The sequence below is a fragment of the Rhodopirellula islandica genome, from assembly GCF_001027925.1.
Taxonomy (GTDB): Bacteria; Planctomycetota; Planctomycetia; order Pirellulales; family Pirellulaceae; genus Rhodopirellula; species Rhodopirellula islandica.
In genome coordinates this window covers 331,259-346,752 of record NZ_LECT01000006.1, presented here as the reverse complement: position 1 = coordinate 346,752, position 15,494 = coordinate 331,259, and the positions used below count along the sequence as shown (strand labels likewise).

At 58.2% G+C, this 15,494-nt stretch carries 9 protein-coding genes; 5 read left to right on the top strand and 4 right to left on the bottom strand.

Features of this window, described 5'->3' with window-relative positions; translation table 11 throughout:
• The first annotated feature begins 43 nt into the window (after positions 1 to 43).
• Positions 44 to 1,195, top strand: coding sequence for a cytochrome P450 (locus RISK_RS02725; protein WP_047812665.1), 1,152 nt, complete (start codon positions 44 to 46; stop codon positions 1,193 to 1,195).
• 6 nt (positions 1,196 to 1,201) lie between these two features.
• Positions 1,202 to 1,657 carry a YbaN family protein gene (locus tag RISK_RS02720; protein ID WP_236695968.1) on the top strand — a complete coding sequence of 152 codons (456 nt, stop codon included), beginning with the start codon at positions 1,202 to 1,204 and terminating at the stop codon, positions 1,655 to 1,657.
• Positions 1,658 to 1,766: 109 nt separating this feature from the next.
• Here the strand turns inward: RISK_RS02720 and RISK_RS32885 are convergent, their stop codons facing one another.
• Positions 1,767 to 2,075: a sialidase family protein gene (locus RISK_RS32885; RefSeq protein ID WP_047812664.1), complete on the bottom strand. Its 309-nt coding sequence runs from the start codon at positions 2,073 to 2,075 to the stop codon at positions 1,767 to 1,769.
• An 825-nt stretch (positions 2,076 to 2,900) separates the two neighbouring features.
• Here RISK_RS32885 and RISK_RS02700 point away from each other — a divergent pair.
• The 3 genes from RISK_RS02700 to RISK_RS02685 all read left to right on the top strand — a co-directional run bounded on the left by RISK_RS02700 (position 2,901) and on the right by RISK_RS02685 (position 8,637).
• Positions 2,901 to 6,059: a PVC-type heme-binding CxxCH protein gene (locus RISK_RS02700; RefSeq protein ID WP_053061035.1), complete on the top strand. Its 3,159-nt coding sequence runs from the start codon at positions 2,901 to 2,903 to the stop codon at positions 6,057 to 6,059.
• Positions 6,060 to 6,134: 75 nt separating this feature from the next.
• On the top strand, positions 6,135 to 7,073 hold the full coding sequence (locus tag RISK_RS27850) for a glycerophosphodiester phosphodiesterase (RefSeq protein WP_083434734.1): 939 nt from the start codon (positions 6,135 to 6,137) through the stop codon (positions 7,071 to 7,073).
• A gap of 217 nt (positions 7,074 to 7,290) precedes the next feature.
• Positions 7,291 to 8,637: an SGNH/GDSL hydrolase family protein gene (locus tag RISK_RS02685; protein WP_083434733.1), complete on the top strand. Its 1,347-nt coding sequence runs from the start codon at positions 7,291 to 7,293 to the stop codon at positions 8,635 to 8,637.
• A gap of 617 nt (positions 8,638 to 9,254) precedes the next feature.
• Here the strand turns inward: RISK_RS02685 and RISK_RS02680 are convergent.
• From RISK_RS02680 to RISK_RS02670, 3 genes are all read right to left on the bottom strand, one after another.
• Positions 9,255 to 9,791 carry an REP-associated tyrosine transposase gene (locus RISK_RS02680; protein WP_047812659.1) on the bottom strand — a complete coding sequence of 179 codons (537 nt, stop codon included), beginning with the start codon at positions 9,789 to 9,791 and terminating at the stop codon, positions 9,255 to 9,257.
• A gap of 367 nt (positions 9,792 to 10,158) precedes the next feature.
• Positions 10,159 to 11,439 (bottom strand): DUF1501 domain-containing protein, encoded by a 1,281-nt coding sequence (locus RISK_RS02675; RefSeq protein WP_047812751.1) that lies wholly within the window; start codon positions 11,437 to 11,439, stop codon positions 10,159 to 10,161.
• A gap of 34 nt (positions 11,440 to 11,473) precedes the next feature.
• Entirely contained in the window at positions 11,474 to 15,130 is a 3,657-nt protein-coding gene (locus tag RISK_RS02670) for a DUF1553 domain-containing protein (protein WP_160311393.1), read from the bottom strand.
• Positions 15,131 to 15,494: the final 364 nt, after the last annotated feature.

Here is a 15,494-nt window from a genome sequence, read left to right as displayed (position 1 = left end):
GTCGGCGCGCTCTACTGCGTCCGTCAATGAACGCAACAACGATATGAAGTCCGACTGGAATCCCGAATCCGATCGAGTCATCCGCGATCAAGTGGCTGCGTACGATGAGATGCGTGAACGTTGTCCGGTGGCTCACAGCGAGTCACGCGGTTGGTCCGTGTTTCGTCACGCCGACGTCATGCAAATTTTGAATGACCATCCAACGTTCAGCAACCAAGTGTCGCGGCATCAATCCGTGCCCAATGGAATGGACCCGCCGGAACACACTCCTTTCCGGCAAATCATTGAACCGTATTTTTCCCCTGAACGAGTGGGCGCGTTTGAGCCGGTCTGCCGGGAGATCTCGTCCGACTTGTTGAGCGAATTGTCAGTCGGCGGCAGCGACGTGGAGGTGATGAGCGATCTGGCATCCCACTTCGCCGTTCGCATTCAATGTGCCTTTCTTGGTTGGCCAAGCAGCCTGCACGAACCGCTCCTCCGCTGGGCCGAACAAAATCAATCCGCGACTCGCGCCCGCGATCGTGTTGCCTTGTCGACGCTGGCGAGTGAACTCGATGCGATTGTCGATGACCTGATTCAGCAGCGTTCCCAATGCGGTGCCAAGAAGGACGACGACGTGACCGCTTCTCTGATGCACGAAACTGTCCATGGACGACGACTGAGCAACGAAGAAATCAGCAGCATTCTACGGAACTGGACGGTTGGCGAACTCGGAACCATCTCCGCTTCGATCGGAATTTTGATTCATCACCTGGCAGACAATGCGGAGCACCAAAGCACGTTGCGTCGTGACCGTTGCGTGCTGCTGGCCGCGATGGACGAAATCCTGCGAGTTCACAATCCATTGCATAGCAATCGGCGGACCACCACATGTCCTACCCAACTCGGTGGACGTGATCTCGACGCGGGAGAGCGTGTGGATATCAACTGGATCGCCGCCAATCGCGATCCATCCGCGTTCGAAGATGCTGGGATGGTCAAGTTCGATCGCAGTCCGAAAAACAACCTGCTGTACGGAGCTGGCATTCACGTTTGCCCGGGCGCACCACTTGCTCGGATGGAGATGCGTGTGTTCATGGAATCCCTCTTGGATCAAACACTCGGTTTTCATCTCCAGCCCGAATCCCCTGCGTCGTTGGAATCGTATCCTGCCAGCGGATACGCGACGGTCCCCATCCACGTCCAATGGAAGTGACTTTGCTTGGCCATCGCTCCCGCCCAATCCGAACAGATCGGCAGAAAGTTTTCGATGGTTGAGACCGCCTCGATGATCGAACCAGCCCGTGGCATCAAACGCTGGTTGTACTGGTTCCTGGCCGGGCTGTTCTTTGCGCTCGCCATGGTTGGTGTCGTGTTACCGGGTATCCCGACCACGCCATTCCTCCTGCTGATGTGCTACTTCCTCATCCGTGTGTCGCCAAGCTGGCACGCCAAAGCAATGGCGTGGCCAATCGTCGGCGGCCCACTGCGTGATTGGCACAACCAAGGCGGTGTTCGACCAGGAGTGAAAGTGGTTGCCATCACCATGGTCACGGTGCTGGTCGGATCAACGTTGATCCTTAGCAGTCTCCATGTCGCCGCCAAACTGGTCACCCTATCCGCCGCGGCCTACGGCATCTTTGTGGTGCTTCGACTACCGACAGTGCCCTCAAACTGATGCCCGTCCGGGTCATTTGTCTGGCCGGACACGCCGATCGGCCGACTCGCTGGCCAACCCGACTCAGGTTCCCAGGTGTCACCTGACCCGCGTCCTTCAGCCAGGGGCGCTATTGAGATTCATTGGGAGTGACAGGAATCACATTGTCGACCTCGCTTGACTGGTACAACCAACGGATCGGAAAGCGAGTGATTTGCAACGAATTCAGACCGGGGTACTCGCAATGGGCAAGCAGCACATGATCGTCGATGAACTCGATCGCCGTGTAGCAATACCACCCCTGTGGATCGGTGCCGATATTTCGGATGTGCTTCCAGGTGACGCCTTCGTCTTCGGAGAGCGCCGCTGTGAAAGGGCGCCGGCCGACTGGCTTGACGATTGCCAACGGGTCATCGCCGTTGTTCCAGACCAAGAGCAAGTCTTGCCACCGTCAGCGGAATACCGAGCCATGAGCTCGGCGGGTGCGTGGTCACTCGTGCCGATGAACTTGGTGTAAATCAACTGAAGCCGTCCATCCTTGAGTTGGATGAAATCGCCTTCGCTGTTCCGGTCATTGTCAGGTCGGGGCGAAATCCGCAGTGGCTTCTCGGCCCCTGGAACGACCCCTTGAGGTTCTTGAGACTGCACAACAGTGGACGACACAGCGACGCAAGCCGCCACAATCAAAACGGGGGCCAAAGAACGGCAGTTTCGGATTCGCATGGTGCTGATCGCCTTCTGGAAGACGGATGGGACAGTGAAACAATTTTCAAACACGTGGTCAGGTCTCATGGGGCTGAATCAGCCACCGAGCATCAGCTCTCAGTTCACGAGACCCGAACGTGAACACGTTTCGGTGAATCGACTTTTGCCGAACGACTTCTGCTGACACGTTGAACACAGAAAGCTTTCACGACGGCTTCCACTTTGGAAAGGAGGCATTCTATTTGATTCGAAGGGACGAAAAAGCAGCAGGCATCGAGTGGTCCATCCGAGACGGTGGTGAGCCTTCAGCCAAGCCACGCGGACATTGAGAGATGTCCGGAGAAACACTTTCTGAACGGGATGGCCACGATCAATCACGGCGAAGTCCGGACTGGATTACAATTGGCACCCCTGACTTGGACGCAGACGGAGGCATCGCCCTTGTGGTCGCCGGCATGGACGGCATTCAAATTCTGTTTCACCAACGGAAGCCTCCCTCGTCTCGCGCGTCCTGATTCCCTCCCCGCCTCCCCTCCATTTCATTGCTCGGACGCTGTTCATGTTGCGATCCATCTGGCGATCTGCCTGCCTGTCTTTTTTCGTTGTCAGCTGCGGCAGTGCGTCCGCCCAAATCTCACCCACCGACTCTCTCAAGTCGTTGCATCCGGCCGCAGGCATGGAAGTATCTCTTTGGGCCAGCGAGCCAATGGTGAGAAACCCAACGGCAATGGAAATCGATTCACGCGGACGTGTTTGGATTGCGGAAGGACTCAACTATCGAATGAAACAGAAAGAGTTCGATTCGATGAGCCGAGTCGCAGACGCGGATCAGATCAAGATCCTCAGCGACACCAATGGCGACGGAAAAGCCGACCAAGTCACCGTGTTCGCTGACAACATTTTCCCGGTGCCGTTGGGACTGGCCGTGGAAGAGATTTGGAAAGATGGCGTTCAAACCGGAACGCGGGTCTACACGGGCAATTCACCCAACCTCTTGGTTCTGGAAGACACCGATGGGGACGACATCGCGGATCGCCGACACACTCTGCTGACTGGATTTCGTGGTGTCGATAGCGACCATGGACTGCATGGGATGACTTTCGGTCCCGATGGGAAACTGTATTTCACCGTTGGCGACGCCCGCTACGGAGCAGACAAACTGAAAACCGGCGAACCGACGCTGGATGTCATGGACCAATCCGGCCAACGGGTGACGTCCTCGAATGTTGGCACAACGCTACGCGTGAACCGCGACGGAACCCAACTGAAAATTCTGTCGTCAGGCCATCGCAACAACTACGAGGCAGCGGTGGATTCCTTCGGAAACGTGTTTGGCAGCGACAACGATGATGACGGCGATCGTGGTTGCCGGATGTACTGGGTGCTGGAAGGCGGCGAGTACGGTTACCAGCATCCTGATTCGCCTCGGCACTGGGCGGAAGAATTGCCCGGCATCATTCCGAAGTTGGTTGGAACCGGGAACGGGTCACCGAGTGGGCTGGTGGTCTACGAGGGAAGCCTGTTGCCCGAACAGTATCATGGCGCGGTGCTGCAGATCGATGCGGGGACACATCAAGTCAATTCGCACCCACTCGTTCGCCATGGGGCCGGCTTCCGATCGGACTACGATGTGCTGCTGAAAGGCGATGACGACTGGTTCCGCCCCGTCGATGTCTCCGTCGCCACCGATGGATCGCTGTTCGTCTGCGATTGGTACGATGCCGGAGTCGGTGGCAACCGGTTTTCCGATCAGACGACCGGGCGGATCTATCGCGTCAGCGCAGAAAACACCAAGCCGAACACGTTGACATTCCATGGAGACAACGCGGCCGAAGCGTTGCAGTCACCCAACGCAGTGGCACGCCTGGCCGCACGTGACCAATTGGTGAGACAAGGTGCGGGAGCCCGCGATGAATTGCTGGAGTTGCTCCAGGACACAAACCCAGTCATCCGCGCGCGAGCACTTCATGTCCTGCATGGACTGCCAACCACCGGCCAAGCCGACGTGGCGGAAGCTCTCCACGATCCCGATCCGCGAATCCGCGAAACGTCACTCAGCCTGCTCAGTGAATCGGACCGAGACAATGAATCGAACCAGAACCTTGATCGAATCCTAGCCCTCGTTGACGATCCGGACGCCGGCGTGCGCCGCGCATTGTTGCTCGCCATTTCGAACCAGCCAACCGAAGACATCGGCGCCGCGTTGCAATCGTTGACCGCTGCATGGGACGGTCGCGACCGGTTTTATCTGGAGGCTCTGCGAGTCGCCTTGATCCATCGCGAGCCAGAATTCATCACGCGTCTGTTCAGCAGCTTGGCTGAAACAGCGATCCAAGCGGGGTGGGATGAGCAACCGATCGCCGTGCCTCCGTTTTACCCGGTTGGTTCCAACGATGCGTTCCTTCGGCCTCAGGATGCATTGCCGCCCTCGAATTCGGCGTCACGCGTGATTGGCTTGGCGTGGGTGCTTCAGCGCAGCGAAGCGTTGCCTGCGATGGAGCAACTGCTATCGCACAACCAATCCCCTTCGGTCGAACAAGCTGCTTCGCTTGCCCTGGCTGGAATTGCAGACCCGGCTGCTGGTCGTGTGCTCGTCCAACGATTCTTTGCAGATGGAGTCACCGCCGAAGGCAAACTCGAAATCATCAGGCAACTCGGTCGCAAACTTGCCACCGATTGGCGTGAACTTACCAAAGACGATTCGCTAAGTCAGGTGTTCATGAATGCCTTGGACTCGCCCGCATTCCAGATCACCGCGATCGAGTCGATCGCAAACGCATCGTTGGTCGGATTCGAAGCCCCACTGATGAAACTTGCAGGCGACGACACACAACAGGATGTTGTTCGCGTGGCAGCCCTGACGTCCCTCGGAAAAATGAAGCACCAGCCTGTTCGTGCGTTAGCAGCCAAGTTGATCGACGATGCGCAAGGCAGTCCGAGCGGTGGACGACTTGCCTTGGCCGCGCTCGAAACGATCCACTCGATGGCAGACGACACGGCACAACCCACCCTGCTGCATGCCCTCCTTGATGAAAACATGCCACTGGATGCAAGACGTCGATCTTTGCAGCTGATCGCGACGAGTTTCCAAGGAGCCAACACGGTCTTGTCGCTGCAAAAGCAGACGAAGATTGCTGCCGACTTGGAGAGCGAACTGTCGTTCCTGCTGCACAATCATTCCGATCGTCGAATTCGTCTCGCAGCTGAGGAGCAACTTCCAGTGAAGGCAGGCAGCGACAGCGCGAAGATTCACAACGTGCAAGCGGTGCTGGCGATGCAAGGCAACGTCGAACGAGGCCGCGAGCTGTTTGCCAATCACAAAGACGCCGCCTGCGCGCGATGCCACCGGGTCACCGGGGAAGGCGCGTTGGTCGGCCCCGATCTGGCGTCCGTGGGGATGAAGTACGGTGACCGAGAACTGCTGTATCACATCCAATACCCAAGCGGAGCGATCAACTACAACTTTGTCGCGACCACCTTTCTGCTGGAAGACGGCCGCGTCCAAAACGGATTGGTACTCGATCGCCGAGACGGGAAAATCACGCTCGGCATCGCCACCGGCCAACAGATCACGATCGACGAAGCAGACATCGAAGAGGAACGCCCCCAATCCGTCTCGCTGATGCCCGAAGGCCTCGTCGCCAACTTCACTGAGCAACAACTTTCCGACTTGATCGAATACTTGCTGACGCTCCGCCAAGGCGACGCAGTCCAATAGGGAAGTGGCATCGGCTTCCAGCCTGTGAAGGAACCAGTCCAACCAACAGCCCCCTGCACAACCAGAAACAAAACGATGAGCAACACCCCGCCTTCCTATCGGCTCGCCTTCACTGGGATGCGTTCACGACGCCAAAACGATAGACAACAACGAGGTGCTGTCAGTTGCGTGGTGCTCTGCACCGTGTTTGCAATCGCCACGTGCGGCAGGGCCGAGGCCCAAACGCATGCAGAGGATTTGGCGGCAGCGGCCGGATCCGTCCAGCGAATTTCGGCGCATCGTGGATCGAGCCATGATCGTCCCGAAAACACCATCGCAGCGATCGAAAGAGCGATGGAAGCCGGAGCAACGGCGGTCGAACTTGACGTCCGCACCTCGCGCGATGGCAAGTTGGTGATCATGCACGATGCGAAGGTGGACCGGACAACCAACGGCAGCGGGCGTGTCAACGATCTGACCTGGAACGAACTGGCGGCACTGGACGCCGGAACTTGGTTCGGAACGGAGTACCATGCCGAACGGGTGCCTTCACTGGAACAAGCACTGCAGGTCTGCCGTGGACGGATCGATGTCCAATTGGACCTGAAGGAAGAAGGCGCGACGTATGCGGATCGAATTGCCGCAGCCGTGAAAGTCCATGGCGAAACCGCGCGGACGATCGCGGCCGTGCGAACCGTGGAACAATCGCAGCAACTCAAAGAACGCTTGCCGGAACTCCAGACGCTGATCTTCCTGCGTCAGAAAAAGCAGATGGATGCGTTTTTATCCGCGAACATGAATTACTTGCGACCTCAGATTGCTTGGATCGAAAACGACCCAACGCTACTGACAAAGATTCGCGAGGCGGGAGCGAAGATCCATTTCGACGCGACGACAGGGACACCCGAGAAAGTTCTGCCGCTGCTAAAATATCGTCCGGAATCTTTGCTGTGCGATGATCCCGGGAAACTGGTCCAAACGCTTGCCGAACTGCATGCAAAGAACCCATCGCGGAAGCCAAGGACTCAGGACTGAATGGCACTGGAGCGGCGTCAGTCCCATGCCTCGCCAGCACCGTTCGTCGGCGCGAACGATGCCGCTCCCCGTGCACGATCCGGCGTGATCGCAAGTTCTCCGTTGGCCAGTCCAACTACGGAGACGACGCGGAGCGAGTCGAAAAAGGTCGAGAACTCAGAACCATTTGCCGCGAAGAAATCGCGGTCATCCTAGTGGAAGCATTGAAGGTCACCCCATGAAACCTACCCTGACACTCACCCTCCTTCTCCTCGTGGTGCAAGCGATCGCGATCTGCTGCGTCACTTCGGTTGCGGCAGAATCCCCCGTCGCGACGCCCGCCGAGGTGCGGCTGACGGGAGCATGGACCGTCTCGGTGACCGTGCCGGGAGCTCAATCGGTTGCGGCTGAATTGAAACTCGCTGGTCCCGAAATCGTCACGGTCACCCACGAGAAACACGATCGTTTACCCGACTTCGACGCCAAGACGACAGCGGGCTGGCGAAAGGGTGTTCGTCTCAAAGGAGTCATCGCAGCGGAATGCACGGTCGAAGGTTTGCTCGACCCCACCAGTGTTGTCGTCCGAGCCGGTCTGGAGCCCGCGGCCAAGACATTTCAAAGAGGGATCGACTACGAGGCTGACCTTGTCTCCGGCACGGTCGGTCGGTTGCCGCAGGGAGCCATCGCCCCCGACCAACCGGTGTACATCGACTACCAACACACCAAACAACGCATCGATTCGGTCGTGCTAAACGGGCATCATCAGATCGTGCTGAAGAAAGGAACGCCACATGCTTCCATGCCCGAACCGCCGGCTTTGGATGCGGGCCAGATCCGGCTGGCGAACATCTACCTTCCCACCCGCCTTGATGCGTTGAGCAAGGACCACGTCTTCCCAATCTTGGAAACCGCCTACCCCGAAACAACAGCCAACGGTTCTTCCGTTGCGGAAACATTGCTGCCTGAGTCTTTGAAAAAGCTCCAGTCCGGAGAGCCCCTGAAAATCCTCGCTTGGGGTGACAGCGTGTCGACCTTCAATCGCTACCAATCGATGTTTGTGGAGCGTCTGAAATCGCGTTATCCAAACGCCAAAATCGAATTGGTCACGGAGGCGTGGGGCGGACGGAATACCGGTAGCTACCTGAGCGAGCCACCGGGCAGCGAACACAACTACCAGGAGAAGGTGTTGAACCGGCAGGCCGATCTGATCGTGTCGGAGTTCGTCAACGATGCCGGTCTTTCAGAAGTGCAAGTGGAGGAGCGTTACGGAAAGATCCTGGCCGACTTGCGCGAGAGAGATGCCGAGTGGATCATTCTGACACCGCACTATGTTCGCCCCAGCTGGATGGGGTTTTCGAGCCAGCAAAACATCGATGACGATCCCCGCGCCTACGTCCAAGGCGTTCGTGCTTTTGCGCAACAGAACCAGATCGCGGTCGCTGAAGGATCCCTTCGCTACGGTCGGCTCTGGCGACAGGGAATCCCTTACATCACCCTGATGGAAAACAACATCAACCATCCCAACGTCAACGGCCACCGGATCTTCGCGGACAGTCTGATGGCACTCTTCCCAAAGCCCGAATGATGAGGGGAAGCCGTTCGAAATCAACTCGAACCACCAGCTTTCTCGCGTCTGTTTTCGGCGTCTTTTGATTCGTTCTCTGTGACCGGTTCAAGCGACCTGTTGCCCTGCTCATTCCTCTCGTTCCCTGGCTCCTGCCTGGGAACGCCATGCGCCGCAGGCTCTGCCTGCCGGGTTGGGGGGACAGGAGGCGGGAGCCTCCAAGACAGAGTGTGCCCAGGCGGAGCCTGGGTACAAGGGTGCTGCTCGTTCCCTGGCTCCCGCCTGGGAACGCCATGCGCCGCAGGCTCTGCCTGCCGGGTTGGGGAGACAGGAGGCGGGAGCCTCCAAGGCAGGGTGTGCCCATGCGGAGCCTGGGTACAAGCGTGCCGCTCGTTCCCTGGCTCCCGCCTGGGAACGCCATGCGCCACAGGCTCTGCCTGCCGGTTTGGGAGACAGGAGGCAGGAGCCTCCAAGACAGGGTGTGCCCAGGCGGAGCCTGGGTACAAGGGTACCCCTCGTTCCCTGGCTTCTGCCTGGGAACGCCATGCGCCGCAGGCTCCCGCCTGCCGGTTTGGGGAGACAGGAGGCGGGAGCCTCCAAGACAGGGTGTGCCCAGGCGGAGCCTGGGTACAAGGGTGCTACATCCAGTCGGTGCAAACGTTGATGAGACAAGGCTGGCGAGCGTAAGCTCTAGCACTGGAGAAACGCCAGTGCAGCGGATCGTCGACGTATCCACGCCGCAGCGGATTGTGGTGCATGTATTCAATCTTTTGCCACATCACTTCGTCCGACTCCATCACTTGCGGATGACTTCCTTCTTGCCATAGCTGGTGCGTTTGGTCGACCTTGTGACGCAGTTTGAAATACTCCAGTTCTTGAAGCAACGTTCCATATCCCATCCGCTTCATCTTGTGGAAGATGCTCGTCGCCGTGAACGACTTGAACTCTCCGACGCGTTTGCCAATTTGCGGGCCCACCGCAATCCAGTGAAGATGGTTTTCCATGACAACGAATCCGAGGATTCGGATGTCACGCTCGCCTTGAAGAAAACGCCAACTATCGAAAATGACGTCGGTGAATGCCGGGTAAGAAAAGACAGGCAACCAAGCCACGATGGTGTCGGTCATGAAGTACGGCCGGTAGTCTTCTCCGAACTTGTATCGAGAGCGAGACATGATTGCTTTCCTGGGCGAGAGGATGGACACCTTCCGTCAGCCTAGCATTTCGTCACGACTCGTTCCCAGGCTCCCGCCTGGGTACGCCATGCACCGCAGGCTCTGCCTGCCGGTTTGGAGAGACAGGAGGCGGGAGCCTCCAAGACAGAGTGTGCCCAGGCGGAGCCTGGGTACAAGCGTGCTGCTCGTTCCCTGGCTCCCGCCTGGGAACGCCATGCGCCGCAGGCTCTGCCTGCCGGGTTGGGAGACAGGAGGCAGGAGCCTCCAAGACAGAGTGTGCCCAGGCAGAGCCTGGGTACAAGGGTGCGAGGTTCGCTGGCGAGAAGGAGGCATCATTGGACGCATGACACTGCCCCCTGCTCATTGCTCAGCCAAACAACGCCGCGACAGGTTTCCCTTGATCGGTAATCGGAATCGGACGAGACCCATCGAATAGTTCGAGCCCTGGATTGATGCCAAGGGCAGCGTGGATCGTGGCATGGAAGTCGGGAACGGAAACAGGTTTTTCGACGATCTTTTTACTCAGCTCATCCGTGACGCCGTAGGCCCCTTGATGGTTGAGGCCCCCGCCAGCGAGAACCAAACTGAAACACGTCCCTTGGTGCCCGCGCCCGCCACGACCATCATATTCCGCTGGCCGGCCAAACTCGGTCCCGATCGCAATCAGTGTTTTGTCCAGGATGCCCTGTTGTTCCAGGTCCGTGATGAGTGCTGACAACGCGATGTCAAGTTCCTTGATCAGCACATGTTGATTCTGCTGGCCTTCGTTGTGAGTGTCCCAACCAGTTCCATTGATGAAATTCAGATTGTGTGACACTTCGATGAATCGTACCCCAGCCTGCACGAGGCGTCGGGCCAACAAACATCGTTGCCCGAACTCCCCCCCATACGCATTCCGCAGATCGTCGCTCTCATCCTGCAAGCGGAAATGACGCATGAAGTCTGGCCCAGCCAAACGCAGTGCTTCGGCCTGAGCGGTGCGGTACTCCGAGAGCAGGGAGTCGCTCGGGACGCGGTCGGTCAGTGGCTGGAGCAATTGACGGCGTCGATCGACTCGAAGCGCAGTCACGTCCGCCGGCCGTGAGAAACCAGCGGGCCCGCTTTCGGTATCGACCAGATAAACGTAGCCAGCCTTTGGCCCCAGGAAACCGGGACCACGGGCGACGTTGGGATAACCGATCAGCATGTAAGCGGGAACGTCGGGGTTCGCCGCACCACGCACATGACTGACAATGGAACCGATCGACGGATAGGTCGTGCTTCCACTGATGGGGCGCCCCGTGTGGACAAAGTTCGTGCCGAAAGCGTGTTCGTCGACCAGGTGATGATTCACGGTGCGAATGGCTGTCATGCGATCGGCGAGCTTCGCCGAACGAGGCAGGTGTTCGCAAAACTGAACTCCCGGCACGACGGTGTCGATGGCGTCGTATTCCGAGCCAGCGAGTTTCGGCGAGGCTTGGGAGTTACCACGACGCTTTGGATCGAAGGTGTCGATCTGAGACATGCCTCCGCCCAGCCAAATGAACACAACGTGCTCGGCTTTGCCCTTCGGAAGATTGACCGCTGGCGGTGATGCGAGCACCGAGGGATTGGCCAAAGCGGCTCCAGCAATTGCGCCGGATTGAGCAATGAAGTTGCGGCGTTTCATCGTGGTACTCCAGTGTTGGACTGTTTCCATGGATCTACGGTGTGTAAACCCATTCCGGCGAATTCAGGACGGCCCACAGCATGTCTTCCATGCGGAGACGCCAGTCCTCGTTCAAAGCGTTGGTGGGTGGATCGCCACGGCGGGCGTCAGCTTCCTTTTGCACCGCCAACGTATTGGCCGGCCCATCGACATGGTTCGACCAGCTCACGTAACGGATGCGTTCGCGTTTGCCAGGTGTCGGTTGGATGCGTTTCGATTCCGGAATCACGCGTGTGTCGTAGCCATCGGACAGAAAGCGAACGTACCGTTCCTTCTCTTCCGCGGATGGTTTCCGTGTCAGCAGTCGAAGGAAAATGCGATCGACCAGTTGCTCAACGGGCTGGTCCTTCAGCACGAGTGATGTGATTCCGTGGCGGTCGCTCAGCCGAGTCAGCCAAGTGCTCATGACGCCGTTGGCCAAAATCGCTGGCTGAAGGATGTTGGAATCCGTGTCGCGAAGACTCTGCGGATCCTGGCGAGCACCTCGCCAACCGAAGGTCTTCAACACGCTCGTGACGGCCGTGATCCGTGGCAGAGACAAACTGGGACGATCCCGTTCGTTCGAGCTCGAGGTGAGCATCCAGCAACGACTCGCTGGTCCGAGCGAGATCGTCGTGTTCACTGCTCGCACACTGTCAATGTCCAGACTGACTTCCTCCACATCAAACGGGGTTCCGGTGGCGTGGAAAACAGAGTCGACGATCTGCTCGGCCGTCAATCGACGCGGTGCTGGCGAAATGAACAGCGGACTGGTTTCGATCAGCGACAAGTCCGTCGCACGCTGGTACGCATGCGAGTTCAGAATCAATCGATTGATGGCTTGGAGGTCATACCCGGTCGCGACGAACTGGTGCCCGAGCCACCGCAGCAGTGCCGGGTGCGTGGGACGATTTTTTTCCCAGTCGGACACTCCAGCAACCAGGCCACGCCCCATCAGTCGCTGCCAAACACGGTTGACCATCACCTGAGCAAAGCGTTCGTTCTGAGGAGCCGTGATCAACGCGGCGAGTCGATCTCGCGAATTCCCGGGACGTTCAGCCAATGCATCCGCAACCGATTCATCGCAGTAGCGTTCGAACGGCCAAGCGGGCGCGACGACGGTTCCAGGTAGCAGGGTCACCTGGATCAGCGGTTGGCGGCCCGCCTGACTCAGCCGATCCATCGGCACACTGCTGGATTCGGGCAACGTGATCGGCTTTTGCTTGAGCGATGCCGCAAGCTGCATCAAATCTTCCTGCAAGGAAACATGCGATGGGGAATCGTGACAGCGAGCACATTTCATTTCGACTCCCAGAAATGCAGAGCTGACAATGATTCCTTTGGCAGCCATCGGCAGATCGTTCTGCGTCGCCGTGGCGAAACCAGCAGGACCACCAAAACGCTCGCTCCCTTCCATGCGAATCAGTTCGGTTACGAACAGGTCGGCAGGTTTGTTATCCAACAGCGACTCGTGGAGCCACCAGCGGAACGGCCCGGTGTTGTTCAATGTCGGGTTGAGCATGTTCGGGTTCTCAGCAAGAACATCCAGCCAGTAGCCCATCCAGTTGTCTGCCCAGCGAGGATCGTCCAACAACCGGTCAATCACCTGACTGCGGCGTGTCTCGGGGGCGTCATTGCGGAATGCGATGATCTCCGATTCCGTCGGGGGCACACCGACGATGTCCAGGGTTACCCGACGAAGAAATTGCAAGTCATCGGCCAACGGCGTCAACTCAAAACGGTCAACGTCGAACTGCGGCCAGACAGCCCCCTCCTCAATCCAGCGTTGAAGCAGCGAGACTTCCTCGTCCGTCAACGGATCGCCCTTGGGCGGCATCACGACATCCTCGTCCTCCGTTGTGACCCGATCAATCAACGCGCTGCTGTCGATGTCGCCGGGAACAATGGCTGGACCGTCCGATTCGCCACCGATCAACACAGACGGATGATCGTCCAGACGCAGATCCCCCTGAGCCTTTTCACCTTGATGGCAAGCGTAACAACGTGATTCCAACAGCGGGCGAATCTGCCTGAAGTAATCGATGCTGGTCGCATCACTCCGAACGGATTCCTGTTGGACGTCTGATATCCGTGCGGCAATGAAATGATCGATCGCATTCCGAGCGGGGTATCCGCTGGGCAGCTCCGGCACAGCGACCTTGTCGATGCTCGACAGCCACTCGGCAGCGATGGCACGGCGGCGTTTCCAGTAATCCTGATTGGCCGCACGACGTTCCGATCGAGCCACAGCATTCCTCTTGGCGAGCACCGAGCGACGTTCCTCTTCGTATGCTTGCCATCCATCATCTGTGTAATGCACTTCGCGATTCCCGCCCGCAAGCAGCCACCATGATTCGCTTTTTTCCGGTGAGATGGCAACCACCGTCTCACCGACATCAGGCCGGAACGTGCTGCGTCCAGTGACACCACCCACCATTGTTTCGAGGATGACAAAATGCTCGCCACCATTCGTTTCAAATTCACACCATGCCTCCCGATTGCCGGGGGGAGCAAAGCGGAAGTCTGGCCCGAGATCAAGGTACTCGTCCTGAACCGAGAGTGGCTCATAGCCTCCGGGGTCGTGCGGACGAGGCGAAGTCTCTAACAATTTCTTTCCGTCGACGAACAGACGACAGGCACCACGGCCTCGCAACAGAAGCCGATGTTTCCCCGGTGGGAACCCCACGACTGCCGAGGCTCGCAAATGCGATGGGTTGGACCGATCACCCCGAACGCCCGTCGCGACGTACTTGTGCGGCAGTTCGAACAGCCCGAAGACCTCTTCCAGGTAAGTCTCGGTGACGACCGGCTCTTCGGGCCAGTGATTGGATTTCGGGACGCCCTCCTCGCTGATCTGAATCAACACCTTGCCCGGCGGAACCATCTCCCGCGTCACGGCGGGTGGTGGTGGGACAAACTGATAGCGTTGGCTCATCTCATCGGGATCCAACTCACCGCGATAGATTGCGAGGTGATCCAACCAGCCTTGAAAGGAGGAGCCTTCTTCTCGGGTAAAGCCCGTGCCGATGACAAGATCATCCGCATCCTGCACCGGCGGAAGATCGGTCGCACCGCTCTCATCCCATGTTCCCGTGACCGCTTTGCCGTCGATCCAAGCCAACAGGCTGTCACTTTTCCCGAACGTGAACTGCAATGCCACGTGATGCCAGCCCGTGCCAGGCACCGTGGACTCGCTCCACCACCGATGCCACAATCGATCCTTTGTCTCGGGATGCTCACTCGTGAACAGGATTCCAAAACGGGCTCCGCCCTTCGCTCCCTGAAATCGAACGGAGTAATTCTGATTCTTCTCCGCGAAGTCCTCCCCGTGCTTTGGGTGCCGTCCCTTGCCCAGAAGATAGGCGGTTTGTCCTGCGCGGATGCCCTTGAACTTCACCCAGGTTTCAAAGGCAAATGTGTCCCCTTTGCCAAAACGAACATTGGTGAAACCACCTCGCTCGTGATCCTTCACCAAAATGGCTCCTTCATGCCCCGCGAAGGGCATCGCCATGTTGCCACGGTCAAATCCGGGATACTTCGGTGGTCTTGGACCACTTTCGAGCGTTCCATGTTGGCCCAGCCAACTCCCCGGTTGCGACGCACCATCAAACTGCCATTGCAAAACCGGTTCACCGGCCAAGGAAGCACCACCGCTCAACAGCGCGACCATCATGATCAATCGAAGTGACCAATTCACGAATCGCCTGGCTGGATTGTGACGAGTTCCGACACCCCACTCAGAAACTCCGATTCCTCCGACAGGCTCGTCAATGCAAAGTGCAGGGAAAGCAGGGCTGTGCACGCCCTCTGGATCGGTGCGAAACGTGAGACAGAAAGCATGATCCGACATGGCAGATTTTCCTTGCTGGGGCGGGAACCGTCGGACTCGTCAGGAACGAGCGTACGACGGCCAAAGGAAAGGCAAGAATGAGAGTATAACCCATCGCCACGGCCTTCTGACTTGGATGCGCCCCGTCGACCACTGCTCATCGATCGGGCACCAATCAAGTTCGCGATGGTGGAGGATCGGCATGATC

Excerpts from the sequence above, each read along its gene's own strand:
- RISK_RS02675 (WP_047812751.1), bottom strand. The coding sequence starts at position 11,439 with ATGAAACGCCGCAACTTCATTGCTCAATCCGGCGCAATTGCTGGAGCC.
- RISK_RS02700 (WP_053061035.1), top strand. The coding sequence starts at position 2,901 with ATGTTGCGATCCATCTGGCGATCTGCCTGCCTGTCTTTTTTCGTTGTC.
- RISK_RS02685 (WP_083434733.1), top strand. The coding sequence starts at position 7,291 with ATGAAACCTACCCTGACACTCACCCTCCTTCTCCTCGTGGTGCAAGCG.
- RISK_RS27850 (WP_083434734.1), top strand. The coding sequence starts at position 6,135 with ATGAGCAACACCCCGCCTTCCTATCGGCTCGCCTTCACTGGGATGCGT.
- RISK_RS02680 (WP_047812659.1), bottom strand. The coding sequence starts at position 9,791 with ATGTCTCGCTCTCGATACAAGTTCGGAGAAGACTACCGGCCGTACTTC.
- RISK_RS02725 (WP_047812665.1), top strand. The coding sequence starts at position 44 with ATGAAGTCCGACTGGAATCCCGAATCCGATCGAGTCATCCGCGATCAA.
- RISK_RS02670 (WP_160311393.1), bottom strand. The coding sequence starts at position 15,130 with ATGATGGTCGCGCTGTTGAGCGGTGGTGCTTCCTTGGCCGGTGAACCG.